Origin of the sequence: Burkholderia sp. Nafp2/4-1b (assembly GCF_003635165.1) — a bacterium.
Classification (GTDB): domain Bacteria; phylum Pseudomonadota; class Gammaproteobacteria; order Burkholderiales; family Burkholderiaceae; genus Burkholderia.
This window is the reverse complement of the sequence record NZ_ML058611.1, coordinates 1-24,077: the sequence shown is the minus strand read 5'-3', so window position 1 is coordinate 24,077 and position 24,077 is coordinate 1. Positions and strand designations below refer to the sequence as shown.

At 66.2% G+C, this 24,077-nt stretch carries 22 protein-coding genes; 11 read left to right on the top strand and 11 right to left on the bottom strand.

Going from position 1 to position 24,077, the window contains the following annotated elements; genetic code table 11:
- Positions 1 to 66: 66 nt before the first annotated feature.
- Complete coding sequence (locus C7H84_RS21815; protein WP_121860740.1) at positions 67 to 1,080, bottom strand: hypothetical protein; 1,014 nt, start codon at positions 1,078 to 1,080, stop codon at positions 67 to 69.
- Between the two features lie 321 nt (positions 1,081 to 1,401).
- Here C7H84_RS21815 and C7H84_RS21810 point away from each other — a divergent pair, with 321 nt between their 5' ends.
- The 4 genes from C7H84_RS21810 (at position 1,402) to C7H84_RS21795 (ending at position 3,826) form a co-directional block, all read left to right on the top strand.
- Positions 1,402 to 1,590, top strand: coding sequence for a hypothetical protein (locus tag C7H84_RS21810; RefSeq protein WP_121860754.1), 189 nt, complete (start codon positions 1,402 to 1,404; stop codon positions 1,588 to 1,590).
- Positions 1,591 to 2,115: 525 nt separating this feature from the next.
- The gene (locus C7H84_RS21805; RefSeq protein ID WP_121860739.1) at positions 2,116 to 2,559 is read left to right on the top strand and encodes an Hsp20/alpha crystallin family protein; all 444 of its coding nucleotides are present in this window, start codon (positions 2,116 to 2,118) and stop codon (positions 2,557 to 2,559) included.
- Between the two features lie 50 nt (positions 2,560 to 2,609).
- Entirely contained in the window at positions 2,610 to 3,035 is a 426-nt protein-coding gene (locus C7H84_RS21800; protein WP_240462065.1) for an Hsp20/alpha crystallin family protein, read from the top strand.
- 521 nt (positions 3,036 to 3,556) lie between these two features.
- Positions 3,557 to 3,826: a hypothetical protein gene (locus tag C7H84_RS21795; RefSeq protein WP_121860737.1), complete on the top strand. Its 270-nt coding sequence runs from the start codon at positions 3,557 to 3,559 to the stop codon at positions 3,824 to 3,826.
- Positions 3,827 to 3,938: 112 nt separating this feature from the next.
- On the opposite strand, the gene C7H84_RS21790 is transcribed toward C7H84_RS21795, so the two are convergent.
- From C7H84_RS21790 to C7H84_RS21750, 9 genes are all read right to left on the bottom strand, one after another.
- Positions 3,939 to 5,399, bottom strand: coding sequence for an NAD-dependent succinate-semialdehyde dehydrogenase (locus tag C7H84_RS21790; protein ID WP_121860736.1), 1,461 nt, complete (start codon positions 5,397 to 5,399; stop codon positions 3,939 to 3,941).
- A 118-nt stretch (positions 5,400 to 5,517) separates the two neighbouring features.
- Complete coding sequence (locus tag C7H84_RS21785) at positions 5,518 to 6,225, bottom strand: GntR family transcriptional regulator (RefSeq protein ID WP_121860735.1); 708 nt, start codon at positions 6,223 to 6,225, stop codon at positions 5,518 to 5,520.
- 11 nt (positions 6,226 to 6,236) lie between these two features.
- The gene (locus C7H84_RS21780; RefSeq protein WP_121860734.1) at positions 6,237 to 7,355 is read right to left on the bottom strand and encodes an ABC transporter ATP-binding protein; all 1,119 of its coding nucleotides are present in this window, start codon (positions 7,353 to 7,355) and stop codon (positions 6,237 to 6,239) included.
- An 11-nt stretch (positions 7,356 to 7,366) separates the two neighbouring features.
- A complete protein-coding gene (locus C7H84_RS21775; RefSeq protein WP_121860733.1) occupies positions 7,367 to 8,167 on the bottom strand; it encodes an ABC transporter permease in 801 nt (266 codons plus the stop codon).
- 134 nt (positions 8,168 to 8,301) lie between these two features.
- Entirely contained in the window at positions 8,302 to 9,186 is an 885-nt protein-coding gene (locus C7H84_RS21770) for an ABC transporter permease (protein ID WP_121860732.1), read from the bottom strand.
- Between the two features lie 156 nt (positions 9,187 to 9,342).
- On the bottom strand, positions 9,343 to 10,383 hold the full coding sequence (locus C7H84_RS21765; RefSeq protein WP_121860731.1) for an ABC transporter substrate-binding protein: 1,041 nt from the start codon (positions 10,381 to 10,383) through the stop codon (positions 9,343 to 9,345).
- A 156-nt stretch (positions 10,384 to 10,539) separates the two neighbouring features.
- Complete coding sequence (locus tag C7H84_RS21760; protein WP_121860730.1) at positions 10,540 to 11,520, bottom strand: flavin reductase family protein; 981 nt, start codon at positions 11,518 to 11,520, stop codon at positions 10,540 to 10,542.
- Between the two features lie 214 nt (positions 11,521 to 11,734).
- Entirely contained in the window at positions 11,735 to 12,421 is a 687-nt protein-coding gene (locus C7H84_RS21755) for a GntR family transcriptional regulator (RefSeq protein ID WP_121860729.1), read from the bottom strand.
- A 137-nt stretch (positions 12,422 to 12,558) separates the two neighbouring features.
- Positions 12,559 to 12,849: a DUF1330 domain-containing protein gene (locus C7H84_RS21750; RefSeq protein ID WP_121860728.1), complete on the bottom strand. Its 291-nt coding sequence runs from the start codon at positions 12,847 to 12,849 to the stop codon at positions 12,559 to 12,561.
- 110 nt (positions 12,850 to 12,959) lie between these two features.
- Between C7H84_RS21750 and C7H84_RS21745 the strand changes: the two genes are divergently transcribed.
- From C7H84_RS21745 to C7H84_RS21715, 7 genes are all read left to right on the top strand, one after another.
- On the top strand, positions 12,960 to 13,562 hold the full coding sequence (locus tag C7H84_RS21745) for an amino acid synthesis family protein (RefSeq protein ID WP_121860727.1): 603 nt from the start codon (positions 12,960 to 12,962) through the stop codon (positions 13,560 to 13,562).
- Complete coding sequence (locus tag C7H84_RS21740) at positions 13,531 to 14,349, top strand: alpha/beta hydrolase (protein ID WP_121860726.1); 819 nt, start codon at positions 13,531 to 13,533, stop codon at positions 14,347 to 14,349. The genes C7H84_RS21745 and C7H84_RS21740 overlap by 32 nt, the downstream gene beginning before the upstream one ends.
- Position 14,350: 1 nt before the next feature.
- Positions 14,351 to 15,295, top strand: coding sequence for a flavin reductase (locus C7H84_RS21735; RefSeq protein WP_121860725.1), 945 nt, complete (start codon positions 14,351 to 14,353; stop codon positions 15,293 to 15,295).
- An 11-nt stretch (positions 15,296 to 15,306) separates the two neighbouring features.
- A complete protein-coding gene (locus tag C7H84_RS21730; RefSeq protein WP_121860724.1) occupies positions 15,307 to 16,344 on the top strand; it encodes an LLM class flavin-dependent oxidoreductase in 1,038 nt (345 codons plus the stop codon).
- A gap of 12 nt (positions 16,345 to 16,356) precedes the next feature.
- Entirely contained in the window at positions 16,357 to 17,826 is a 1,470-nt protein-coding gene (locus C7H84_RS21725; protein ID WP_121860723.1) for an aldehyde dehydrogenase, read from the top strand.
- A 115-nt stretch (positions 17,827 to 17,941) separates the two neighbouring features.
- On the top strand, positions 17,942 to 19,351 hold the full coding sequence (locus tag C7H84_RS21720; protein WP_121860722.1) for a cytosine permease: 1,410 nt from the start codon (positions 17,942 to 17,944) through the stop codon (positions 19,349 to 19,351).
- Positions 19,352 to 19,366: 15 nt separating this feature from the next.
- The gene (locus C7H84_RS21715; RefSeq protein ID WP_121860721.1) at positions 19,367 to 19,756 is read left to right on the top strand and encodes a carboxymuconolactone decarboxylase family protein; all 390 of its coding nucleotides are present in this window, start codon (positions 19,367 to 19,369) and stop codon (positions 19,754 to 19,756) included.
- 166 nt (positions 19,757 to 19,922) lie between these two features.
- Here the strand turns inward: C7H84_RS21715 and C7H84_RS21710 are convergent, their stop codons facing one another.
- Positions 19,923 to 23,537 (bottom strand): YadA-like family protein, encoded by a 3,615-nt coding sequence (locus C7H84_RS21710; RefSeq protein ID WP_121860720.1) that lies wholly within the window; start codon positions 23,535 to 23,537, stop codon positions 19,923 to 19,925.
- Positions 23,538 to 24,077: the final 540 nt, after the last annotated feature.

Sequence of the window (24,077 nt, the reverse complement as noted above, 5' to 3'; positions counted from 1 at the left end):
TTGCGGAGCCGGTCCGAATATCCAGCACGCTCTCAACACAATGAGCCGGCGCCCAACCACAAGCGCCTAGAAATTGCGCGCCACGCCGACCATGAACATGTCCTGGTCCTTGTCGTTGCGGGTTGCGACACGATTGAAGCGCAAGCTCGCCGCCCAATCGTTCGTGACTTGATAGGTCACTTGCGCGCTGAGCAACGCATTGAGTCGCGTCCTGCCCGAGGGCTCGTCCCGATCCCGCGACAGATACGGACCGACGCCTGCCGAAAGCGTCCATTTGCTCTGGATCGGCGCGACGTACCAGAATTGCGCGGCCACGCCTCGTCGGCCGGCAACGCCATTGTTGCCTTCGTAGACGAAGCTCGCCGAATAGGCCCACGCATTGCCGAGCGGCCGCTTGACTTCGACCATGTAGCCCTTCTCGATCGGCACTTGAGGACGGTTCGTCTGCGACGTCCCGGCCCAAACGCTGACCTGCGTCTTGCCGTCCGAAAACGCCGGGGCGGGATCGCCGCCGAAATCCGAGCCGATGCCGAACAGCACCGCGTCGGAATTGAATCCGCCGATCATCTGGACGTGGTTGTACTGCACCTTGACGAAGAAGCGCTTGGGAACGACGTAATACCGCACCGCCGCCGACGCACGCACGCCCCAGCGCTTGTCATTGCGTGGCTGGTCGTCGACATGTGTCGTATCCATGCTGAAATACGGGCCCGCCGAAAATTCGAGTGCCAGACGACTGCCGACCGGCCAGCGAAACGAACCCAGGGCAGCGAAGCCGTCGCGATGGTGATTCAACGGATGCCCCTCGTTCAAATATGCAAGGTAGACGGAGAGGTAGTCATTCAAGACGTCGCCGAAACCGACTTCGTACGCACGCCAATGCATATCGCCACCCTCGGTCGCGCGTCCGTCGCCATACACCGCATAGGCGTTGAACGTTCTCTCCGATGGTTTGGGCCCGCTCGGCGAGCTCGAAGGAGCATCCTCGGCGTGCGCGAGTACCGGGCACGCCAGCATTGTCAGACCGGCGATCGAGCTTGCGAGGACGAAGCGCGAACAGATGCGACGGCACTCTCCCATTTGGACACCCCCTCACCTTGGTAACCGCGATTTTCTGGAGAAGTTGATAGCGATTATAGGCGGCGTCGGGTCGCCTGCTCGCGCCCATGGACGAAGGCGGGGATGTAGCGACTCGAACGGCGGCTCATGGTGAGCACCGCGCCCGAGCCTCGCCGATGCGTCCCCCCTCGTGGCCCGCGCCTTGCTCCCTACTGGATACGCAACATCCCAGGTTGCGATCAGGAGCTTGAAATGGCAGACCACGAGCAACACAAGGGCAAACCTGCCGGCGACACGAAGTCCAGCGGGAAGCCCGATGAGAAGTCCGGTCAGAAGTCGGGCGTGCAGTCCGCCGAGAAGTCCGGTCAGAAATCAGGCGAGAAGTCCGGCGGGAAGCGCGACGATGAGCAGTCCACGTTCGAAACCGATATTTCCGAATCCGACGAAGAAGGCACGACGGTACGTCAGGCCGAGGTTCGCGAGGACGACCTGTCCGAAGTGAAACCGTCCGCCTCCGGCCAGAAGCACTGAGCGTCACGAACGGCGTGCCGCCGATACGCGACACGCCCTTTTCTCCGCTCGGGCCGAGCATCGGCCGGATACGCCAGTGCCGGTTTGACGAGCGCCTCGGTATTACGAAACGGTACTGCGCGATTGCCGGGCTTGCCTTCGTCGCGCTTCGCCACCAGCTTCCCAAGCGCGCACATTTCGACCGGCGCGACGCCGCGACCCGCCGCGCCTCCCGGCGCCGTGTCTTTTCTGGAGTGGTTGCAATTTCTGCCTCCGGCCCGCGCCGCCCGGCCCCTCCTTCCCTCCAGCGGCGTGCCCGATGCGGCCGCGGCACGCCGACTGCTATCCGCGATCGGCAGACGAAAAACGCGCCATCCTCACCCCCTTGAAATTCGCTCGCCGTGTCCTATTTTATGTATCGCTCAAGGCAGTCGCGGTTCACGCGCTGCGTGTTTCGATTTGTTTGTCAGCGAACGTCTCGCGGATCGACGAACTGGAGCGCGTGGTCCGGTTCGTCGTCCGCAGGGGACAAAACAGGAGCGAGTCATGAGCGATATTTTCTTCCCCACCGATCTGCTGGCGGAATTCGACCGCCTGCAACGGCAGATGGCCGGCATGTTCACGGGTTTTCCGGCGAGCCTGCGCGCGCCACGGCCCGGCGCATTCCCGCCGGTCAATATCGGCAGCACCGACGATACGTTCGAGATCGTCGCATTCGCGCCGGGTCTCGATCCGGCAAAGATCGACATCTCCGTCGATCGCGGGCTGCTGACGATCAGCGGCGAACGCATTCCCCCGGACGACGGCACGGCCGACGACGAGCGGCGCGCCTACGCGAACGAGCGCTTCATGGGCGCGTTCCGCCGCGTGATCGAACTGCCGCAGCATGCCGACCCCGACAAGATCCAGGCCCGCTATACGAACGGCTGCCTGACGATCAGCGTCGGCAAGTCCGAGGCATCGAAACCGCGCGCGATCGCGGTCCAGTAACCAGCAACCGGTAAGCGACACCACGTCACGAACGCATGACGGAGGACATCATGAGTGACACCGACACCACTGAATTGACGCGCCGTTCGCCCGACACGCAAACGGCGGTGACGAATCGCGAAGCGGCCGAGCGCAACGCGCCGCGTACACGCATTGCGCCGGCCGTCGACATCGTCGAGGATGCGCACGGCATCACGTTGTACGCGGACCTTCCGGGCGTGCCGCGCGACAAACTCGACATTCGCGTGCACGACGGCAACCTCGACATCGAAGCGGAAGCCGTCATTCCCACGCCGCCTGGCCTGCGCCTGCAGCACGGCGAAGTGCGCCACCCGCACTTCTCGCGCGCGTTCACGCTCAGCCCGGATTTCGATGTGTCGCGGATCGACGCGCAACTGCGCGACGGTGTGTTGAAGCTGAGCATTCCGCGCCGCGAAGAGGCGAAGCCGCGGCGCATCCAGGTGACGGCGGGGTGACTGGATGCGCTGGAAGCGTTTGATCGATTCGCCGCGGCCCGGGAGGCTCGCGCAGCCTCGTTCACCGAGCGCGGGCATTCCGGGCCGGCGCAAGCGGCGTGCATTGGAACGCGTTCGCGGTCCGAGCGACCGCGGCGATCGCGCCGGATCGCCCGGTTCGAACGCTAGAGCCACGACCGGCCGTCGGAGACTGCCGCGCAGGCGGATCGCCACGGCCGGACGCGTGCTGCACCACGTGTCGTTCTTTTTCGCTGTGCCGCGGCCTGTGGTTCCGGCCTCGACCGGAGGCGGCACTGCGGCGCACGCACGCGTGCCGGAGCGACAACGCGCGAGCAAACGTCGCGCCAAGGCCGGGCTCCGTCTCGCCGCGTGATCAGCCGGGCGCCCCGCTCGCGCGGCGGCGCCCGCTCGTCATCGCGTACATATCGCCAGCGCCGTCCGTGGCGCACGGCCGACCGGCGAAACGCGCGTCGGCACGCGCGTTTCACAGTGATTTCACCCTTCCCTGCAGGAGGTGCCAGATGCAAACGGACAAGATCATCGAGCATCGCGGATACGAGGTCCGGGCCGCGGTTACCGACACGGAAGCGGGCCGCTACTCGGCAACGGCGATCATCACCGATCGCGACGGCGAAACCCGGACGCTCGGCGTCGACGGTGACTTCGCCGATCGCGACGAAGCATGCGACCGGGCGCTCGAACTGGCTCTCGCGTGGATACAGCGGCGCGCCGTGGTGTCGGACCAATACGTCAGACGGAATCGACCGGGCGCGCAGCAGCGATTCCGTTAGCGTACCGGCCGCCCGACAATGACCGCGAGGCCGGGTGCGCTGGGCCCGGCCTCACCCCAGTTGCCACGTCAGCGATCGGGTTTGCCGTGCGGCGGGCAGCCGGCTCGGACGCTCACACCGCGATGCACAGGTACTTGATGACGAGGTAATCGTCGATCCCGTAGTGCGACCCTTCGCGACCGAGCCCCGACTGCTTCACGCCGCCGAACGGCGCGACCTCGTTCGAGATGAGCCCCGTATTGATGCCGACCATCCCGTATTCGAGCTGCTCGGCCACCCGCCACACGCGCCCGATATCGCGGCTGTAGAAGTACGCGGCCAGCCCGAACTCGGTGTCGTTCGCGAGTTTCACGACCTCGTCGTCGCTCGAGAAACGGAACAGCGGCGCGAGCGGCCCGAACGTTTCCTCGCGCGCCACGTCCATCTGCACGGTGGCATTCAGCAGCACCGTCGGCTCGAAGAAGCCATGCCCGAGCGCATGCCGCTTGCCGCCGGTGGCGAGCGTCGCGCCTTTGCCGAGCGCGTCGGCGATCTGCGCTTCGACCTTGCCGACCGCCGCGTCGTTGATCAGCGGCCCGAGCGTCACGCCGCCTTCGGTGCCGTGGCCGACCTTCAGGCCCTTCACCGCCTCCACCAGCTTCGCGGCGAACGCGTCGTACACGCGGTCATGCACGTAGAAGCGATTGGTGCACACGCACGTCTGCCCGTTGTTGCGGTACTTGGACGCGATCGCCCCTTCGACGGCCGCATCGAGATCCGCATCGTCGAACACGATGAACGGCGCATTGCCGCCGAGTTCGAGCGTCACCTTCTTCACGGTGGGCGCGCTCTGCGCCATCAGCAGCCGCCCCACGCCGGTCGATCCGGTGAAGGACAACTTGCGCACCACGGGGCTGCTCGTCAGCGCGCCGCCGATCGCCTTCGGGTCGCCGGTGACGATATTGAGCACGCCGTTCGGCACGCCCGCGCGCTCGGCCAGCACCGCGAGCGCGAGCGCCGAGAACGGCGTGGCTTCGGCCGGCTTCACGACGATCGGGCAGCCGGCCGCAAGCGCCGGCCCGACCTTGCGCGTGATCATCGCGTTCGGGAAATTCCACGGCGTGATCGCCGCGCACACGCCGATGGGCTCCTTCAAGACCACCAGGCGCTTGTCGGCCGCGGGCGTGGCCAGCGTGTCGCCGGCCACGCGCTTGCCCTCTTCCGCGAACCATTCGATGAACGACGCGCCGTAGACGATTTCACCCTTCGCCTCGGCCAGCGGCTTGCCCTGCTCGGCCGTGAGGATCAGCGCGAGGTCGTCGGCGTGCTCGATCATCAGCTCATACCAGCGGCGCAGGATGCGCGCACGCTCCTTCGCGGTCCGGGCGCGCCACGCCGGCCATGCGGCATTGGCGGCGTCGATCGCGCGCGACGTCTCCGCCGCGCCCATCAGCGGGACGCTGCCGAGCGTCGCGCCCGTCGCCGGGTCGAGCACGCCGAAGCGCTCGCCGGAATCGGCCTCGCACCATTGCCCATCGACATAAGCCTGCTGACGCAACAGCGCCGGATCCTTCAACAGCGTGTTCAATTCCACGTTGGTTCCTTCCAGGGATAAAAATGCGACGCGCGACCCGAGCACGACCCGGGCCGCGAATACTTGAAAATGAAGAATGACGGGCGGCGGCGGGCGCCGCGTCACGCGGCAACGCGCGCTACCCCGCCTGACGCCACGACGCGCTGTCGTGACCGTGCGTCAGCAACTGGCGCGCGATCTCGGCGACACGATGCACGTGCGCGACGGCCGCCTCGCGCGCCGCCACGCCGTTGCCGGCGGCGATGCACGACAGGATCGCGCGCATCTCCTCGACCGCCTGACGTCCGCGATCGTCGGACGCGATCGTCAGCGCGCGCAGCCGGTTGATGCGCGCGATCAGCGTCTGCACGATTTCCCACGCGACGTGTTTTTTCCCGGCGCTGAACATCCGTTCATAGAACGCCGACGTGAGCGCCTTCACCGCCTGATGATCCTGCGCGTCGAACGCTTGCTGGATCTGGTCGATACACGCAGCCAGCGCGGCGACCAGCGCTTCGTCCGCATGCTGCGCGCAGGCCATCGCTGCCTCGCCTTCGAGCAACGCGCGGATTTCGTAGATTTCGGCCGCCGTGTCGAAATCGAGGACCGCGACGATCGGCCCCTGGTTCGGGATCGAATCGACGAGCCCTTCCGTTTCCAGGTGCCGCAGCACCTCGCGCACGACGGTGCGGCTCACGCCGAGGATCTCGCACAGCGAGCGCTCGACCAGCCGCTCGCCCGGCTGGAAATGCGCATCGAGGATCGCGGTGCGCATCTTCTCGAGCGCGAGCTCGCGCAGCGTGGCGGTCGGACGCTGGACTTTCAGGGACGGCAGTGCGGGGCTCATGGCGGCCGCCTTCAGGCTTGCGCGAACAGGCGCACGTCGCGCGCGTCCCAGTCGACGAGCGCCTGCGCGCCGATCACGATCCCGTTGTCGTGCCGATGCGCGGCCGGCATGCGGATCGAGATCTCCTGCTGCCACGGCGTCGCCACCGCGTAGTGCATCGCATCGCCGAGATAGGTGACGTCGCGCACGGTCACGGGCAAACCGGCCGTGCCGTTCGACCCCTGCGAGCCGCCGGCGCGCTGCAGCGAGCTGATGCGCATTTGCTCCGGGCGAATCATCAGCGCGCCTTCGTCGCCAGTGGCGAGCGTCGGGTGGGACGTCGGATGGAACATGTCCGACGCCATCTCGAGGCCGTTCGGCAACACGCCGCCGATGCGGCCATCGCCGTGCCTGGTCACCTTGACGGGCAGGAAATTCGAGTTGCCGATGAAGCTCGCGACGAAGCGCGACGCCGGGTTGGCATAGAGCTCCTCTCCGGTGCCGACCTGCTCGATGCGCCCCTGGTTGAACACGGCGATGCGATCGGACAGGCGCAGCGCCTCTTCCTGGTCGTGCGTGACGTACAGGATCGTCACGCCGGTTTCCTGGTGAATGCGGCGCAGCTCGAGCTGGATTTCCTCGCGCAGCTTCTTGTCGAGCGCGGACAGCGGCTCGTCCATCAGCAGCACCGGCGGATCGTACGCAAGCGCCCGCGCGATCGCGACGCGCTGCTGCTGGCCGCCCGACAGCTGCGCGGGCATCCGGTCGCGGCACTCGGACAGGTGCACGAGTTTCAGCATCTCGTCGACTTTCGCGCGAACCTCGGCGTCGGGACGGCGGCGTACGCGCAGCGGGAACGCAACGTTCTCGCCGACGGTGAGATGCGGGAACAGCGTGTAGCGCTGGAACACCATCCCGATGTTGCGCTGGTTCGGCGCGACCGACAGCAGCGGCTTGCCGTCGAGCAGCACGCGGCCGTCGGTCGGCTCCTGGAAGCCAGCGACGATATAGAGCGTGGTGCTCTTGCCCGAACCGGACGGCCCGAGGAAGGTCATGAATTCACCCTTCCTGATGTCGAGCGACACCTGATCGATCGCGACGACGTCGCCGTAGGTCTTGCGCAGGCGCTGGATTTGCAGGAATGCAGTCATGGCGTGTTACCTCAGTTAGCGCGTGCGCGGCGCACCAGGGCGCCCGCCAGCATCAATACGGTGGTCAGTCCGACGAGCAGCGACGACGCAGCCGCGACGACGGGCGTCAGGTCCTGCCGCAACGTCGCCCAGATCCGCACGGGCAGCGTCTGCAGCGTCGGGCTCGACATGAAGATCGACACGACGACTTCGTCCCACGACGCGAGGAACGCGAAGATCGCGGCGGCAAAGAGGCCGAGCCGGATCGCGGGCAGCGTCACGCGCAGCTTCACGGTGAGCGGCGATGCGCCGCAGATCAGCGCGGCATCCTCGAGTGCCGTGTCGAAACTCACGAGCGAGTTGCTGATCGAGATGATCGAGAACGGCAGCGCGATGATCAGGTGGCCGATCACGAAGCCGGTCATCGTGCCGTTCAGGCCGATGCGCAGGAAAAATGCATACAGCGCGACGGCGAGCACGACGACAGGCAGCACCATCGGCGTGAGGAAGAAGCCCCGCACGGCTTCGCGGCCGCGGAACTTGCCGCGCACGAGCGCGAGCGACGCGAGAAATCCGATCGCGACGGACAGCGCCGTGACGATCACCGCGAGCTTCGCACTGGTCAGCAGCGAGTCGATCCAGCCGGCATCGGTGAACAACTGCCGGTACCACTCGAGCGTCCAGCCCGGCGGCGGGAAGATCAGCCACTGCGAATCGCCGAACGACAGCGCGACGATGAACACGATCGGCAACAGCAGGAACAACGCAACGGCCGCGCCCACGGCCACGAGTACCCAGCGCAATGCGCCCAGGCGATCGAAATCGAGTAGCATGTCAGTCCTCCCGCCGGGCCGCCCCAAGGGAGACTGACGCCCCCTCGGGGGGAGCCGTGCATGGGACCGGAGTATGCGCTGAAGCGCCAACTCCGGTCGACAGCGAACGTAGTGAGCGTGGGGGTTGTTTCATCTCAGCGGCCTCCGGTAGTGGCGTGCGCGCGGTTGGTAAAACGCAGCTGCAACGTATAGAGCGCCAGCGTCACGGCGAGCAGCACGAACGCTGCAGCGCCGGCGAGGCCCCAGTTCAGCAGTTCCTGCACGAGCTGCGCGATGAGCTCCGCGAGCATCATGTAGGACGGCCCGCCGAGCAGCGTCGGCGTGACGAAGTAGCCGAGCGCCATCACGAACACCATCAGCGCGCCGGACGCGACGCCGGGCATCGCGAGCGGCACGAGGATGCGCCAGAACGCCTGCCAGCGGCTCGCGCCGCATACCGCGGCGGCACGCAGCGTCGACGGGTCGATGCCGCGCAGCGTCGCATGCAGCGGCATCACGAGGAACGGCAGCATGATGTAGGTCATGCCGATCGTCACACCGGTCAGGTTGTTGACCAGCGACAGCGGCTCGTGAATCACGCCGAGCGCCATCAGCGCGCGATTGATCGGCCCGGTGCCCTGCAGCAGCACCATCCATGCGAAGGTTCGTGCGAGCAGGTTGGTCCACATCGACAGCAGCAGGATCGCGAACAGCACGGCGCTGAGCTTGCGCGGCGCGATCGCGAGCAGCCACGCCATCGGGAAGCCCACCAGCAGCGTGACGAGCGTCACGACCGTCGCGACGAGGAACGTGTTGCCGAACACGCGCACGTACGTCGTCGAGCCCAGCAATTGTTCGTAGTTGTGCAACCCGGGGGTCGGTTCGAGCACGCTGCGCAGCAGCAGCGACAGCACGGGCAGCAGGAAGAAAATCACGAGCAGCAGCATCGCGGGCGCCAGCAGCCGCATGCTGCGCCAGTCGCGCCGCTTGCGCGCGGCCGCCGCGGGCGGATGCGCGACGGTACTCAATACGTTGGGCATGGTGCCTCCTTTGTCGGCCAGGGCCGGCGCGTCAGCGCCCGCTACCCCGGCCCCGTGCAGATGCGTTGCTCGGTCGGTCCGGTTCGTTCCGATTCGGTCCAGATACGGTTCGTCATCCTGATCGGAACGCGAACCCGTGCGCGTTGCCGCGCCGGTTTACTTCGATTGCCACGCGTACCAGCGCTTCGCGATCGCGTCGCGGTTGTCGGCCCAGTACTTCATGTCGAGATTGATCTGCGAGCTCTTGTACTGGTCCGGCAGCGTCTTCGCGATCGCCGGCGGCATCAGCGCGGCCGACTTCACGTTGATCGGCGCATAGCCCGTATCGGCCGCGAACTTCGCCTGCGCCTGCGCGCTCGTCGCGGCGGCGACGAACTTCATCGCCGCGTCGCGATGCTTCGTGCCCTTCGGGATCACGAGCATGTCGGCGGCGGTCAGGTTCTGGTTCCACGATATGCCGACCGGCACGCCGGTCTGCTCGAGCGCATGCAGGCGGCCGTTCCAGAACATGCCGATCGGCGCCTCGCCCGAGGCGAGCAGCTGCTGCGACTGCGCGCCGCCGCTCCACCAGACGATGTCGCCCTTGATCAAGTCGAGTTTCTTGAACGCGCGATCGAGGTCGAGCGGATACAGCTTGTTTGGCGCGACACCGTCGGCGAGCAGCGCGATTTCGAGCACGCCCGGCGCCGACCACTTGTAGAACGTGCGCTTGCCCGGGAAGCGCTTGGTATCGAACAGGTCAGCCCAGTTCTGCGGCTGCGCACTCGTGTATTTCGCCTTGCTGTAGCCGAGCACGAACGAGTAATAGAAGCTGCCCACCGCGGACGGCGTCGCGAAGCGCGGGTCGAGCTCGGCCTTCTTCACCACCGAGTAGTCGATCGGCTCGATCAGTCCGGCCTTCTCCGCCGCGTACGCGAAGTCGCCTTCGACGTCGACCACGTCCCAGCTGACGTTGCCGCTGTCGACCATCGCCTTGAGCTTGCCGTAGTCGGTCGGCCCGTCCATCAGCACGGTGATGCCGCTCGGCTGCGCGAACGGCTGCGCCCAGTCCTTCTGCTGCGACGACTGGGTCGTGCCGCCCCAGCTCGTGAACACGATCTGGTCAGCGGCCAGCGCGGGCGCGCTGCTCAGCGCGACCAACGGGGCGATACAGGCGAGGCGCGATGCTGCGAAACGCGGGATGCTTCTGCTGCTCATGGTCACTCTCCAGGTGGAAACAGTTGCGGCTCGCGGCCACCGGAACGGCAGCCATTCGAATTCGCGTATTAAGTCCGGCATCGTTCGCCGCGCCGGCTTCTCGATCGTGTCGTTCATCGCCGCGGGGCAGTCGCGCGGCGGGCTGCCGTCATGCCGTCAGTGCGCGAGCGCGAGCGGCTGCACCGTGCCGGCTTCCGTGCCGCCGACATAGATGCCGTATGCATCCTGCCGGCGTTCGCGCACGTAGCGTTCGAGCATCGAGCGCACGGCGGGATCGGCGATCTCGTCCCACGGCACCTGCCAGAGCGGCACGATGCGGATGCTGCTGTCGAACCACGGCGACGCGGTCGGAATCACGCGGCCGCGGTAATAGATATGGACACCCGGCTCGCGCGCGCCGATCGATTCGAACACGGCGAACAGGAAGTCGAGATGCGCGTTGAGGCCGAGCTTCGCGAGCACGCCGCGCAGGCTCGCCGCGTCATTCGCCGCGTCACTCGCCGGCTCGAGCCGCGTGCCGGTCGGCAAGCGCAGCCCGTCGGGTGTGTCGACGAGCACCAGCCCGTCGCGATGTTCGAGAATCGCGCCCACTTCGGCGCGACCGGCGGCCGCGGACAACGCGTCCTGCGACAGCGTGAAGTTCACGTACGCGCCGCGGCAATAGCCGAGCGGCGATGCGCTCGTCTGCTCGAAGTCCACTACGCGGCCGATCAGGATGATGTGGTCGCCCGCGTCCACCACGTCGTGCGTCACGCAATCGAAGCTCGCGGCCGCGTCCTGGATCACCGGCGCGCCCGTCGTGCGCGTGCGCCACGGCACTTGCGCGAACTTGTCCTGCGCTTTCGACGCGAACACGCCGGACACGTCGGCCTGGTTGTCGGCGAGCACGCTGACGGCAAAACGCCGGGTGGCGGAGAACACCGCGTGGCTCGATGCCGTCTTTGCGATGCACACGAGGATCAGCGGCGGGTCGAGCGACACCGACGTGAACGAGTTCGCGGTGAAGCCGCGCGGCGAACCGTCCGGCTGGATCGTCGTGACCACCGTCACGCCCGTGACGAATGCGCCGAGCGCGCGGCGGAATCCGGGCGTGTCAAAGGCCGGTTGCGCGGTGGGTTCGGTCGTCGATTCAGTCATGGCGCTCTCCCGTGATCGCTGCGTTAGTCGATGAGATTATGGTATGCCATCTTATGGCCCACAACAATGTCCGTCGTATTATGGAATACCATAAGTCGAATCCGCAGACGAAATCGAGCCGAAGGCAGAAAAACAAAAGGCCGCCGGCGTGGTGTGCCGGCGGCCTTTCGTGTCGAATCCGAAGCGTGCGAGGCGAAACCCGCGCCGGCTCCGGTCAACTTTCGTCGACGACCTCGTCCTGTCGCGCCAGCGCCGACAGCGCCAACTCGGAAACGCGCTTGATGTGCGCGGCCGACGCGGCGGACGCCGCATCGCCGTCGCGCCGCTCGATCGCGTCGAGCAGGCGGTTCATCTCGGTGTTGGAGTCGCCGCCGCGCCCGGGCATGGCGATGGTCAGTGCGCGCAGCCGGTTGATGCGTGCGTTCAGCGTCTTGACCACGCTCAGTGACACCTGCTTCCCCGCGGCCTCGAACAACGCTTCGTAGAAGCGCTCGGTGTATTCGAGCACCCGCGGCAGTTCCTGCTTTTCGAACGCGTCTTCGATCGTCGCGCGAATCTCGCGCAGCTGCTGCACGACTTCGGGCGTCGCGCCCTCGGCACAGGCGCGCGCGGCATTCGCCTCGAGCAGGCCGCGCAATTCGTAAATCTCGCCGACCTGCGCCGGATCGAGCCGGGCGACCACCGGCCCCTGCCGCGATACGGTCTCGACCAGCCCTTCGGTCTCCAGATGGCGCAGCACTTCACGCACCACCGTGCGGCTCACGCCGAGTTCGTCGCACAGCGTGCGCTCGACGAGCCGCGCGCCGGGCCGGAAATAGCCTTGCACGATCGCGCCGCGCAGTTTGTCGAGCGTCAGTTCGCGCAAGGTCTTGGCATTGCGGTCGATTTTGAGGTCTTGCATAGGCGGCACTCAGAAAACGGATGGGCGGCCTGCGCCCGGCAACGCGCCGGGCACAGACATGGAATGCCATATTATGACCTAACCGTCAGCGCTTTCCATTGCGCGCGCCACGCGCGTCCCCGCCGCCATTCTCGCGCTCAGCCCTCCAGGCCCTCGACGATCGAGATCTGCGCGCGGCAATGTCCATCCCGCTTCGCCTTCGCCGCCTGGTATTCGGGCGAGTGATAGCACGCGAGCGCCGTCTCGATGTCCGGGAAGCGGATCACGACGTGGCGCTCGAACGACTCCCCCTCCAGCACCTGCGAGGCGCCGCCGCGCGCGAGAAACACCGCGCCGAACTTGTTGAACGCCTGCGGCGCGAGATCCGTGTAGTCCTTGTACTTCGCTGGGTCCAGCACCTGCACGTGGGCAATCCAGTACGCACTCATTTTTCGTCTCCAGTTTCGGGAAATTCCCGGGCACGGGTTAACACTCATGGCATGCCGTAACATGGTATACCACAATGAATCCCACAATCAACGCACGAAAGGAAGGTGCCATGAGCCTGATCCGGAAATCCGTCCTCCATGTCGAGACACTCTATGTCGATGGCGACAAGGTCGCGGCCAAACCGCTGAAGATGATCGGCGCGGTCGCCGTGATCAAGAACCCGTGGGCGGGGTGCGGGTACGTCGAAGACCTGTCGCCGGAGATTCGCGCGCTCGCACCGCAACTGAGCGAGCACCTGACGAAGCTGATCCTCGACGAAGCCGGTTCGGGCGACGCAGTGGAAGCGTTCGGCAAGAGCGCGATCGTCGGCCTCGACGGCGAAATCGAGCATGCGTCCGCGCTGATCCACACGCTGCACTTCGGCAACACCTATCGCACGGCCGTCGGCGCGAAGTCGTACCTCGCGTTCAACAACACGCGCGGCCCGGCCAATGCGCCGCTCCTGATCCCGATGATGGACAAGAACGACGAAGGCCGCCGCTCGCACTACCTGACGCTCCAGTTCTCGATTCCGGACGCGCCGGCTGCCGACGAACTCGTCATCGCCATCGGGGCCGCCACCGGCGGCCGTCCGCATCACCGCATCGGCGACCGCTACAAAGATCTCGCAGAGCTCGGAAATGACGTCAAGAACCCTGCCGCTGTCAAATAAGCGCGTCGCGCACTATCTCGACCAGGGCGCCGGCGAACCGCTGGTGCTGATTCACGGGGTCGGCATGCAGGCGGGCGCATGGTATCCGCAGATCGACGACCTGTCGCGCGACTTCCGCGTGATCTCGGTCGACATGCCGGGCCACGGCGCGAGCGATGCGCTCCAACCCGACGCCGACCTGCAGCAGTTCGTGCAGTGGGCGATCGGATTCATCGAAGCGTTGCAGCTCGGCCCCGTGAACCTGGCCGGCCATTCGATGGGCTCGCTGATCGCCGCCGGCGTAGCGGTGACGCGGCCCGATCTGGTGAAGCGCGTCGCAGTCCTGAACGGTGTGTATCGCCGCACCGAGCAGGCGCGCGAAGCCGTGCTGCAACGCGCGGCCGAACTGCGCTCGGGCACGATCGACGTCGATACGCCGCTCAAGCGCTGGTTCAACGCGGACGAAGCGCAGCAGCTCGCCGCGCGGAAAGTGGAATCGTGGCTGCAGTCCGTGGATCTCGCCGGCTACGCGACCGCGTACACCGCGTTCGCGAAGGGCGACGAAGTGTATGCCGACGGCTGGCACCGGATTGCCTGCCCTGCCCTCGTGCTCACCGGGTCCGACGACCCGAATTCGACGCCCGAGATGGCGAGGCAGATGGCGCAGGCCGCGCATGACGGCAAGGCCGTCGTGATCGAGAACGAGCGCCACATGGTGAACCTGACCGCGCCCGAGGAAGTCAATCGCGCGCTGCGTGCCTGGTTGCAGACCGAGCCGCACGCGGAAACCCTGAAATCGGAAGTGTGAGATGAGCCAAGCAACCAGCCACGAAGCCCCGACGATCAACACGCGGGAGCTGCGCGACGCGTTCGGCGCGTTCATGACCGGCGTGACGATCGTCACCACCGCCCGCGACGACGGCCAGCCGCTCGGCTTCACCGCGAACTCGTTCTCGTCGGTGTCGCTCGACCCCGCGCTGCTGCTCGTCAGCATCGCGAAGACGTCGAGCAATTTCCAGACGTTCTCCACCACCGGCCACTTCGCGATCAACATCCTCGCGGAGGGGCAGAAGGAGCTGTCCAACACGTTCGCGCGGCCCAGCGACGACCGCTTCGCGCAGGTCGGCTGGCGACTGAGCGCGCATCGCAACCCGCTGATCGACGACGTCAGCGCGTGGTTCGACTGCACGACGCATGCGGTGATCGACGCGGGCGACCACGCGCTCATCGTCGGCAAGGTCGAGGCGTTCCATTCGGCCGGCTACGCGGGGCTCGGCTACTACCGCGGCGGCTATTTCACGCCGGCGAAGCTGTCGGCCGAAGTGATCGCCGGCCCGAAGGTGATCGTCAGCGCGATCATCACGCGCGACGACAAGGTGCTGATGGTGAAGACGGCCGACGGCAAGTGGGCGCTGCCCACGCGCGAGATCGGCAACGCAGGCGCCGACAAGGCGCTCGCCGAACTCTTCCGGCAATACCAGCCGGACGCCTCGGCAAGCTTTATTTATTCGGTCTACAACAATACCGACACGCACTACCAGTACATCTCGTTCCTCTGCAGCGCACCGGACGAAGTGGCGGCCGCCGGCGAATTCGTGAGCCTCGACGAGCTCGGCGACCTCGGCGCCGACGCGTTCCAGGACAGCGCGCTGGCCAGCATGCTCGAGCGCTATCGCAAGGAGAGCCAGTTGAAGAGTTACGGCCTGTACTTCGGCGATCACAGCACCGGCACCGTCCGCCCGCTTCTTTCCTGAAAGGTCACATCATGCGTTTTTCGCTTTTCGTACACATGGAGCGCGTCTCCGACCAGACCAGCCAAAAGCAGCTGTACGACGAAATGGTCGAGCTGTGCCAGATCGCCGATCGCGGCGGCATGCACGCCGTCTGGACGGGCGAGCACCACGGCATGGATTTCACGATCGCGCCGAACCCGTTCATCAACCTCGCCGATCTCGCCAACAAGACGAAGCGCGTGCGGCTCGGCACCGGCACGGTCGTCGCGCCGTTCTGGCACCCGATCAAGCTCGCCGGCGAAGCGGCGATGACCGACATCATCTCGGGCGGCCGGCTGGAACTGGGCATCGCGCGCGGCGCCTACTCGTTCGAATACGAGCGCCTGATGCCGGGCCTCGACGCGTGGGGCGCGGGCCAGCGCATGCGCGAACTCATTCCGGCGGTGAAGAAGCTGTGGGAAGGCGATTACGCGCACGAAGGCGAGTTCTGGCAATTCCCGGCGACGACGTCGTCGCCGCTGCCGCTGCAGCGCCCGCATCCGCCGATCTGGGTGGCCGCGCGCGATCCGAACAGCCACGAGTTCGCGGTCGCGAACGGCTGCAACGTGCAGGTCACGCCGCTGCACCTCGGCGACGAGGAAGTCGAGAAGCTGGTCGGCCACTTCAACGCCGCGTGCGAGAAGTTCAGCGACGTGCCGCGTCCGCAGATCATGCTGCTGCGTCACACCTATGTGGCGAGCAGCGAGGACGATGCGCAACTGGCCGCCGACGAAGTGAACGTGTTCTACAACTACTTCGGCGCGTGGTTCAAGAACGAGCGACCGGTCAGCCGCGGGATGATCAAGCCGCTGAGCCGCGACGAAATTGCCGCGCATCCGTTCTACACGCCGGACGCGATGCGCAAGAACAACGTGATCGGCACGCCCGCGGAAGTCATTGCGCGCCTGAAGGCCTATGAAGCGCTCGGTTTCGACGAGTACTCGTTCTGGATCGATACCGGGATGAGCTTCGAGCGCAAGAAGGCGTCGCTCGAGCGGATGATCCGCGACGTGATGCCTGCGTTCCAGTAAGGGGACGATGCGATGAATGCGCAATTTCAGCTGTATATCGACGGCCAGTTCGAGCCCGGCGCCGCGACCTTCGGCAGCATCAATCCGGCGACCGGCGCCGTGTGGGCGCAGATGCCGGAAGCCCGCACCGACGAGGTGAACCGCGCGGTGGCGGCCGCCGGCCGTGCGCTGACCGATCCCGCGTGGGCAGGTCTTACCGCCTCCGCGCGCGGCAAGCTGCTGTACAGGCTCGCCGATCTCGTCGAACAAGCTGCCCCGCGGCTCGCCGAAATCGAAACGAACGACACCGGGAAGATCATCCGCGAAACGTCGAGCCAGATCGCGTACGTGGCCGAGTATTACCGCTACTACGCCGGCATCGCCGACAAGCTCGAAGGCAGCAGCATTCCCGTCGACAAGCCCGACATGCAGGTGTGGCTGGAGCGGCAGCCGGTCGGCGTGGTCGCCGCTATCGTGCCCTGGAACAGCCAGCTGTTCCTCTCCGCGGTCAAGGTCGGCCCGGCCCTTGCGGCCGGCTGCACGGTGGTGCTGAAGGCGTCCGAGGAAGCGCCGGGGCCGCTGCTCGAATTCGCGCGCGTCGTGCACGAGGCCGGCTTTCCGCCGGGCGTCGTCAACGTGATTACCGGCTTCGGCCCGGAATGCGGCGCGGTGCTGAGCAGCCACCCGGGCGTGGACAAGGTCGCGTTCACCGGCGGCCCGGAGACCGCGCGCCATATCGTGCGGAACACGGCCAACAACCTCGCGAAGGTGTCGCTCGAGCTCGGCGGCAAGTCGCCGTTCATCGTGTTCGCCGATACCGATATCCAGAGCGCGGTGAACGCGCAGGTCGCCGCGATCTTCGCGGCGAGCGGCCAGAGCTGCGTCGCCGGTTCGCGGCTGCTGATCGAGGCGTCCGTCAAGGAGCGGTTCCTGGCGCTGCTGGTCGAACGCGTGTCGCGCATTCGCGTCGGCTCGCCCAACGAGCGGGAAACGGAATACGGGCCGCTGTGTACCGAGCGGCAGCTTCGCAACATCGAGGCCGTGGTCGCCAGTTCGGTGCGCCAGGGTGCGAAGGTGCTCGCAGGCGGAAAGAAGCTGGAGCGCGACGGGTTCTACTACGCGCCGACGATCCTCGACTGCACCGGTGTCGCGCAAGCCGACAGCATCACGACCGAACTGTTCGGCCCGGTGCTGTCGGTCGATACGTTCGACTCCGAACAGGAAGCGATCGACAAGGCGAACAGCACGGCCTACGGCCTCGCGGCCGGCATCTTCACGACCAATCTCACGCGTGCGCACCGCGTGTCGAAACGCGTGCGCTCGGGCATCGTGTGGATCAACACCTATCGGGCCGTATCGCCGCTCGTGCCGTTCGGCGGCTTCGGGCTGTCCGGGCACGGCCGCGAAGGCGGCCTGAGCGCCGCGCTCGAATACACGACCACGAAGTCCGTGTGGCTGCGCACGTCGGACGATCCGATCAGCGACCCGTTCGTGATGCGTTGAGCGGCTGCGCATTCGCCTGCAGTATCGATTCAAGGCCGCGGAGGCCATGCCGCGCCGCGCGCGTCATCGAGCGCGTGCGGCGACGCATGGCCCCGGCAATAAAAATGGAGACAGCATGACAACGCAGGAAAGCGACGGCAGCGTTCTCGCCATCGAAAGCAACTCGATTGAATATGTTCCGCCGGAGGCGCGGCACGGCAAGCCGGCCGACCTCTTCACACTGTGGTTCTGCACGAACGTCGCCCCGCTGGCCGTGATCTCGGGCGCCACGTCGGTGCTGGTGTTCCATCTCGACCTGGTCAGCGCGATTCTCGCGATCGCGGCCGGGCAGTTCTTCGGCGCGATCTTCCACGCGCTCACGTCCGCGCAGGGGCCGCTGGTCGGCGTGCCGCAGATGATCCAGAGCCGCGCGCAGTTCGGCCGCTACGGGTCGCTGCTGGTGGTGGGATTCACCACGCTGATCTACCTCGGCTTCTTCGTGTCGAACATCATTCTTGCCGGCAAGACGCTGCACACCGCAGTGCCCGCGGTACCCGTGCCGGTCGCGACGGTGATCGGCGCGGTGCTCGCGACGCTCGTCGGCGTGATCGGCTGCCACTTCATTCATCGCTTCAACAAGATCGGCGCGTGGTTCATGGGCGGCGCGCTCGCGATCGGCATCGCGCTGATGGCGCCGGGTCTCGACGCGCGGATCTTCGCGCACGGCCATTTCGATCTCGCGAACTGGTTCGCGATGTTCGGGCTGTGCGCGGTGTGGCAGATCAGCTTCGCCCCCTATACGTCCGACTATTCGCGCTATCTGCCGGCATCCACCGGATTCGGCAAGACCTTTGCGTACACCTATTTCGGCACGTCGCTGGGCACGATCTTCGCGTTCCTGTTCGGCCTGCTCGCGGTCAGCACCGGGCATTCGACCGACGCGATGCAGGCGATCCGCGAGCAGACCGGCGCATTCGGCTACGTGCTGATCTTCCTGTTCCTCGTCAACATCATCGGCCACAACGGGATGAACCTGTATGGCGCGGTGCTGTCGTTCATCACCGCCGCGCAGACCTTCCGCCCGCACTGGGTGCCCGGCCGCAACGTGCGCGTCGTCGTGTCGGCGGTGCTGCTGGTCGCGTCGACCGTCACCGCGCTATGGGCGTCGAGCAACTTCATCTCGATCTTCCTGAATGCGATCTTCGCGCTGCGCATCGTGCTGGCGCCGTGGATCGCGATCAACCTGATCGACTTCTACCTGATCAAGCGCCGCCACTACCGCGTCACGGAAATCATCAGCAGCAATGGCGGCGTGTATGGCACGTTCAACGTGAAGGCGCTCGCGATCTACGTGTTCGGCATCGCGGTCCAGGTGCCGTTCATGGACGAGAGTTTCTTCCACGGCGCGTGGGCCTCGATGCTCGGCGGCGCGGACGTGTCGTGGATGGTGGGGCTCGTCGTCACCGCGCTGGTGTGCTACCTGTCCGCGTCGAAGGACGGCTCGCGTGCGCGCGGCCGGTGTCCGGCGTGCGCTGCTTTGGATTAAACACGGAGATCGATCATGAATGAAGACGACGCGCTGTTTCAGAAAGGCTTGCCGATCCGCCGTGAAGTGCTCGGCCCGGAATACGTCGATGCGTCGATGGAAAAGGCCGATGCGTTCATGATGGCGTTCCAGCGCGCCACCACCGCGTGGGCATGGGGCTGGGCATGGGGCGATGAAACGCTCGATCGCAGGACGCGCAGCCGGCTCAATCTCGCGATGCTGACGGCCGGCGGCCATACGAACGAGCTGAAGCTGCACGTGAAGGGTGCGCTCAACAACGGCGTGAGCGTCGAGGAAATCAAGGCGACGCTGCTGCACGCGACCGCCTATTCGGGCATTCCGCACGGGCTCAGCGCGTTCAAGGCCGCGCACGAGGTGCTGGTGGCGGAGGGGGTGTTGAAGTAGCGAGGCGCCGAAAGCCGGGGTTCCCGTTATCGGGCGCTCCGCGTCTTCGTGCAAAGCGGAGCGGCCCGAGGTCGACCAGCGACCCCGGGCCCTGCAACGTACCGGAAGCGCCGGACATCACCCGCATGTCCGCCGCTTCCGCCCGCTCAACGCGGTTCGGCCCGCGTCAGAACTGATAACCCGCACCGACCACCGCACCGAAGTCCGAGCGCGTATTGCCCGTCACCGACGCCTTGACGACCCAGCGATTGCTCTCCGTCACGTACGAGTACCCGGCCGCGAACCCTTGCTGGCCGTGATAGTTCGACGTTGCCGCCGACACCATCGAGCGTCCCGCTCCCGTCGGCTGGGGCAACCCGGCCACCGCCATCGCCGACGCGACGCCGCCGTACATGTCCTTCTTCAGGTCGTTGAACGCGTTGTACACCTGCCCGATCCGCTGGTCGGTGTAGCCCTTCGCCTGCGTCGACGCCGCACTGATGTTGTCGTTCAGCTGCTGCACGTTGACCGCGTCGGTCGGCGCCGTGCCGGCCGCGACGTTCGTGATCTGCCGCTCGCTGCCCTTCGCGCCGACCGAGAATGAATTGTCGCGATCGGCCACCGAGCCCGCACCAACCGCCACCGCGTTCTTGCCGGTTGCCGTCGCCGTCGAGCCGATCGCACCCGCATCGGCACGCGCGATCCACGTCGTGTTCGCATCGGTTGCCGCGGTGCGGACCTTGTCGTTCGCCGCGGCGGTCTTCAGCGCATCGTTGAACTGGGCCATGTTGACCGCGTCGTTGGCATTCACGCCGGCCGCGACACCGGTCAGCACGCGGTCGCCGGCCGTGCCGGAGAAGTTCACGCTGGTGCCGCCCGAGTCCTTGCCGACGGTAATCGCGCCGTTCGGATTCTGCTGCTGCACGAGGCCGGCCTTGCCGTTCGCGATGTCGGTCACGTTCCCTTGCAGGTTGGAGATGTCGGTGGTGTTCTTCGACACCTGCTGATTCGTCGCGTACAACTGCGAACCGTTCACCGCGTCGGTGCTGGTCGCGCTGAGCGTGCCGGCCTTCACGTTGGTGATGCGCGTGCCGCCTGCACCGCCGAGCGTGATCGAGCTCTTCGACGCGTCGTCGTACTGCACCGCGAGCGCGCCGAGCTGGTCGAGGTTCGACTGCACCGACTTCAGCTGCTTCACGTTCACCGCGTCCGTGTCGTCCGTGCCGGCCGCGACGTTCTTCAGCACGACCGCCGCATTCGCGTTGCCACCGACGAGCGACACCGAATTGAGACGGTTGCCGTTGCCGTCGACGTCGTACTTGACGACGTTCTTCACGGCTTCGCCCGTCTGGTTCGACACCTGCGTGATCTGCTGCTCGAGATCCGACTTCACGCCGTACAACTGGCCGCCGTTCACCGCGTCGGTGCTGCCCGCGGCGAGGTTGCCGTCGGCGACGTTGGTCACCTTGGTCGGCACGCCGCCGCGTGCCGCGCTGTACGCGCCGAGCGTCGGATCGAACTGCAGCGCGTCCTTCTGCAGCCCGACGATCGCGGTCGTGTTGCCCGCGATGTTCGTTTCGGCATTGCCGAGGCGCGTTTCGTGATTCTCGAGCGTCGTCGTGTTGCTGCCGACGCGGCCATCGAGGTTCGTCAGTGCGTCGCCGACGTTGTTGAATGAATCGCCGCCGATCTTGTACGACGGTGCCGTGATCGAACCATCCGTATTCGCCGTCGCGCCGCCGCCGAGCGCGGCCGCCGTGCCGTCGATCGTGCGGCGCAATTGCGCGCCGTTCACCGCATCCGTGCTGCCGGCCGCGACGTTGCCTTCCGCGACGTTGGTCACGCGCACCGGCACCCCGCCGTTACCCGCGCCGAGCGACACCTGGCGCTTGCTCGCGTCGTCGTACTTCACGGCGAGCGCGTCGAGCTGGCTCGTGCCGTCGTGAATCGCCGCGTTCAGCTGATCGACGTTGACCGCGTCGGTGCCGTTCCGGCCGGCCGCGAGGTTGCCGATGCGTTGCGGCGCGTTGCCGCCGTGGCTCGCGTCGTAGGTGCCGAGGTTCGCATTCCATTGCAGCGCATCCTGCTGCAGCGCCGCAATGTTGCCGGTGTTCGTCGTGACCTGGTCGCCGAGCTTCGTCACGCTGTTGCCGACGTTGGCAATCGACTGGTTCAGCGTGTCGGTCGCCTTGCCGAGCTGGCCGACGTTCACCGCGTCGTGCGCGGCGACGCCGTCCGCGACGTTGTGCAGGCCGACCGGCGCCGCCGCGCCCTGGCCGCCGAGCGTGACGCCACCATGCGCATCGTCGTCGTACTGCACCGCGTTCCTCGTCGCGTTGCCGATCTGGTTCGCGATCGACGTGCTCAGGTTGCCGATCGTCGTGTTGACGTTGTTGGTCACGCTCGTGCTCAGCGACGCGAGGCCGCTGCCCAGTTGCCCGACGTTCACCGCGTCGTGCGCGGCCACGCCGTCCGCGACGTTGTGCAGCGTCGTGCCGTTCGGGCCGGCGAACGTGACCGAATCGAAGCCGCTCGCACCGTCGTACTTCACGTTGCGCGCATCGGCTGCCTGCAGGCTGCCGATGTTCGACGCGGCCGTGCTCAGCGATGCGTTGAGGCCCGTCACGTTGTCCTGCAGGTTCGTGATGTTCGCTGCGGCCGTCGACAGCGACGTCTGCAACGGTGCGACGGTGCCTTTCAGTTGCCCGACGTTGACCGCGTCGGTATCGGCGACGCCGGCCGCAAGGCCGCTGATCGTCGTGCCGCTGGCGCCGTCGAGCGCGATCGCGGCATGCGAATCGTCGGTATATTTGACGACGTTTTGCGTCGCCGTGACGATGCTCGTGCTGAGGCTGTTGCCGACGTTCGTCACGCGCTGGTCGACGTTCGCGATCGACGTCGACAGCGTATTGCCGACCGAGGTCACGCGCGCGTCGACGTTGGCGATGCCGGTGCTGAGCGTGCTGTTGACGTTCTTCAGCTGCTGGACGTTGACGGCGTCGGTATCGGCCGCGCCGGCCGCGACGTTCTTGATCTGCCGCTCGTGGCCGAGCGAGCCGAACGAGACCGCGCCGCCGACCGGTGCCGCCGTGCCGCCGAACACGGGCGTGCCGCCGTTGTTCGCGCCGACGCTGCCGGAGCCGATCGCGACCTGGTTGTTGTCGTTGGTCTGCGCACCGGCGCCGATCGCGACGGACTGCGTGCCGCCGGCACGCGTCTGCGTCGCCGCGTCGTACGATGCGCCGTTCGACACGCCGTCGCTGGTGGTCGGGTTCGCGCCGCCGATCGCAACGGAACGATCGCCGCTCGCAAGTGCCGAGTGGCCAAGTGCGATCGAGCTCGTGCCATGCGCATCGGCGACGTTGCCGATCGCCATCGAGAAATCGCCGATCGCGGCCGACTGGCGGCCCATCGCGAGCGCCGTATTGCCTTGCGCGAGCGCTACCGTGCCGATTGCCGTCGACGAGTTCGCGAGCGCCTGCGCACCAACGCCGATCGCGATACCGCCGCCGCTGCTGCCGCCGCTCTGGCTGCCCGCGTTCGACTGATCGCCGATCGCGATACCGCTGGAGCTGGCCTTCGCGTTCGTGCCCGACGTGAAGTTCGTGGTGCTGGTCGCGACGAACGTCCCGTTCTTCGTCGCGATACACGCCGGGTTCGTCCCGTCGATGCACTGCCCGTTCAGCGCGTTGTCCGGGTTGCCGCGATCGACGAAGTTGTCTGCATGTGCGGCCCCCGCGACCAGCACGCCAGCACCTGCAAACATGGCGGCGACGAGCGCCGAAATCTGGTTCCTCTTCATTTTTTTGCTCCGTTTTTTTGCGTTTGATTTGAATACGGACTGCTTAAGGTTGTTCACAGCTTCAGCTTCGACTCCAACTTCAACTTCGGTGTGAAACGTAGGGATCCCGTCCGTCACGCCGATGGCGACACGACGCCACGCGCAGATCGACAGCGCGCACGCTCCCCTCGGGCTGCCGGCATGATTACCGGCCCGTTCCGTTGATTCGACCAATACATCAGGAGTGCAGACTGCTTGGCCAGGACGTGTTCGCCCCCGGTCGAATCTCGCGATTCAACCCGTCACCTGAGCATTCCGCATTGAATGTCGCGCAGACCGCGACCAACCCCGTCTCTCTTATTTGTTCGTTTGCAACTGAATCGACTACTTTGCGACCGTATTTTCCATTTGCTTGCGGGACTCGAATCGCGCAACGTCCGTCACGGTATGCCGTGGGTCCCGCCTGCTTGACTCACCCGTCATTCAAAGTTCGGACGAATTATGGGACACGAATTCAAACTGGAGAAGGCGACATTCTTTAGTCGGCCCTGCAGAACTATC